The following is a 2268-nucleotide window of genomic DNA, read 5'->3' as shown; positions in this document are numbered from 1 at the left end:
GGTCGCCACCAGCGCGGCGCGCCGTACGACCTGCTGGGACCCAGGGGCGCGACCTTGCCCAAATGCCTCGAATACGATCATGAACTGCATCCTGCCCATTGTCCTATCCAAACCGCCAGGCCCGCACGTCGAATCTTGCGGCACCGGCGACGCCAGACCGTGTTTGGACAATACCTGTGTTTTCAGGCCAAAGCCCCCTGGTGAAGGGCGGCGAGACAAGCAGGCGACCGATACGACCCACGAAATGAGCGACCATGGTGCGAAAGGACACCCCATGAGCACCAACACCCGCGCATTCGCCACCCACGCCCCTACCGAACCCCTGGGCCTGTTCAACTTCGTGCGCCGCAGCCCGCGCGCCGACGATGTCGCCATCGACATTCTTTTCTGTGGCGTCTGCCACACCGACATCCACCACTCGCGCAACGACTGGGGCCGCGCCAACTACCCCATGGTGCCGGGCCACGAAATCGTGGGACGGGTGACGGCCGTGGGCGCAGACGTGACCCGCTTCAAGCTCGGCGATCTGGTGGGCGTGGGCTGCATGGTCGATTCGTGCCAACAATGCGCGCCTTGCGGCAAGGGTTGGGAACAGTATTGCGAAAGCGGCTCGACCTTCACCTACAACAGCGTGGACCGGCAAGACGGCTCGCCCACGTACGGTGGCTACTCCGACCACATCGTGGTGGCGCAGAATTTCGTGTTGAAGGTCCCGGAGAACCTGGACCCGGCAGCGGCAGCGCCGCTGCTGTGCGCTGGCATCACCAGCTTTTCGCCGCTGCGCCACTGGAAAGTGGGGCCGGGCAGCAAAGTGGGCGTGGTCGGGCTGGGCGGGCTGGGCCACATGGCGTTGAAGTTGGCCAAGGCCATGGGCGCCGAGGTGACGCTGTTTACCCGCTCGGCGGGCAAAGAGACCGACGCCCGCGCGCTGGGTGCCGACCACATCGTGCTCTCGACCGATCCCGATCAGATGGCGGCCGCCGCGAACCGGTTTGAACTGATCGTGGACACGGTGCCGTACGCGCACGATCTGAACCCCTATGTGCCCACGCTGGCGGTGGGTGGCACCATCGTGCTGGTGGGTTACCTGGGGCCGGTAGAGCCGGCGCTGAACTCAACACCCTTGTTGCTCAAGCGCAAGGCGGTGGCGGGCTCGCTGATCGGTGGCATTGCCGAGACGCAGGAGATGCTGGATTTTTGTGGCCAGCACGGCATCACCTCGGACATCGAGATGATCAACATCCAGGACATCAACGCCGCCTACGAACGCATGCTCAAGAGCGATGTGAAGTACCGCTTTGTGATCGACATGGCGTCGCTGAAAGAGGCGGCATAAACGGCCACTGACACGCCACCGGCAGGTGCGGCGCCGGTTGGGTCGGGTAGCTGGACCACAAAGACGGCAGCAAATCCGGTTCAGCGGCGCGATGCCTCGCGCTCCAGGTAGCCCAGGCAGAGAGACACCAATTGCCCACGCAAGGCGCGCAGCAGCTTGGGTGGTGCACTGCCTTCCAGCATGGCCCGGGTGGGGCCTACCATGGCGGCGGAGAACATATAGGCCGTCAGGGCAAGGTCGTCGAAGCGTGCGTCGGCAGCGGTGGCCAGCATGGCCGACAGGTCTGCGTTGCTGCGCAGGCCAACCGACTTCACCAGTTCGAGGGTGTCCAGCTCACTGGCCACCCGGTACAGCGCGCGCGCCTCGTCCACCCGCTCGGTCTTCACCCGCACAAAGGCCTCGACCACCACGTTCACCATGGTGGCCAAGGGTGCGTGATGCACCGAGCGGGCGGCTTCTTCAACGGCATCGCCCACCCGGCTCAAATGCCGTTGCAGCACGGCGTACAACAGCGCCTGCTTGTTGGGAAAGTACTGGTACAGCGTACCGACCGAAACCCCGGCCCGCTCGGCAACACGGGTGGTGGTTAGGCGCGGCACGCCTTCGCTCAGCAAAACCTGAATAGCGGCCTCGAAGACCGCGTCCACCGTGACCAGAGACCGCGCCTGCTGCGCCTGTTTACGGGGCTTCAAGGCCCTGGGGGTTGGCATGGACATATGCGAATTCAAATTCTGAAGCATTCTTCATATTATGAACACATCCACCAACAACACCAAATTGTTATGTCCACATATCTCATCACCGGCGCCACCTCTGGCCTGGGCCTGCAGGTAGCCCTGCGCTTGGCCCGACAAGGCGGGCACCAACTCGTCTTGCCGGTACGCAACGCCAGTCGAGGCGCGGCGCTTGTGCAGGCTTTGCATGCGACCGAT

General features: G+C 63.8%; 3 protein-coding genes. 2 read left to right on the top strand and 1 reads right to left on the bottom strand.

Annotated elements, in window-relative coordinates; genetic code table 11:
- Positions 1-274 precede the first annotated feature (274 nt).
- The gene (locus tag ABYB95_RS21930) at positions 275-1336 is read left to right on the top strand and encodes an NAD(P)-dependent alcohol dehydrogenase (protein WP_372661957.1); all 1062 of its coding nucleotides are present in this window, start codon (positions 275-277) and stop codon (positions 1334-1336) included.
- An 80-nt stretch (positions 1337-1416) separates the two neighbouring features.
- Here ABYB95_RS21930 and ABYB95_RS21925 read toward each other — a convergent pair whose 3' ends face one another.
- Positions 1417-2052 carry a TetR/AcrR family transcriptional regulator gene (locus ABYB95_RS21925; protein WP_372661954.1) on the bottom strand — a complete coding sequence of 212 codons (636 nt, stop codon included), beginning with the start codon at positions 2050-2052 and terminating at the stop codon, positions 1417-1419.
- On the opposite strand from ABYB95_RS21925, the gene ABYB95_RS21920 reads away from it, so the two are divergent.
- A partial coding sequence (locus tag ABYB95_RS21920; protein WP_372661951.1) for an SDR family NAD(P)-dependent oxidoreductase occupies positions 2053-2268 on the top strand: 216 nt, incomplete at its 3' end.

Origin of the sequence: Hydrogenophaga sp., from assembly GCF_041633695.1 — a bacterium.
Classification (GTDB): Bacteria; Pseudomonadota; Gammaproteobacteria; order Burkholderiales; family Burkholderiaceae_C; genus Hydrogenophaga.
Note: the sequence above shows the minus strand (reverse complement) of the source record. Positions and strands in the feature narration are given on the sequence as shown.